The organism is Vibrio sp. 2130-1 (genome assembly GCF_033339515.1).
Window position 1 is genome coordinate 1 of record NZ_JAWOUT010000617.1, and the last position, 546, is coordinate 546.

Sequence of the window (546 nt, forward strand, 5' to 3'; positions counted from 1 at the left end):
CAACATAGTGGTTAGCCCCGCGCCCGCTTTTATCATTCCCATCGCGACGAGCTGAGCGGAGCCCGCGAAAAGAATCGCGGATAACGCTTGTCCTTCTAGCGGGTGAAGCCCTGTATCAATCGCGAACGAACCTGCTAAGAGTCCCCAAGGCAGTACGGCAATACTCAACGGCATCATTGCGAGTGTGCCTTGCCAAAATGAAGTGGCTTTTGATTCTTCTTGTAACGGCAAAGTGTTATCCATTGTTTGTTCTTAATTGTTTTGAAGTCAGGCTATCAACGTAACGTGGTAGAGGCATCTCGCCTTGTACGATATTGCGGATTTAGCTAAAGCGAAGATATTGGCCCGGCGTGACGCCCATGGCTTTCTTAAAGTGTCGATGCAGGTGGCTTTGATCATGAAAACCACATTCTTGTGCGACATCAGAGATTCTCTGCCCTTGTTTGAGCAGCTTTTTCGCCATACGTAAACGTTGCTGGATCTGGTAAGCATGAGGCGGAAAGCCAAATTGCTTTTGAAATTCGCGCAGTAAGTGAAAAGGGCTCA

Annotated in this window: 2 protein-coding genes; both read right to left on the reverse strand. The window is 48.4% G+C overall.

Annotated features, from left to right (window positions below; genetic code table 11):
- Positions 1 to 243 (reverse strand): AzlC family ABC transporter permease (locus tag R7Q09_RS27720; RefSeq protein ID WP_318144157.1); only part of this gene is annotated, 243 nt, incomplete at its 3' end.
- A gap of 79 nt (positions 244 to 322) precedes the next feature.
- Positions 323 to 546 (reverse strand): helix-turn-helix transcriptional regulator (locus tag R7Q09_RS27725; protein WP_318144158.1); only part of this gene is annotated, 224 nt, incomplete at its 5' end.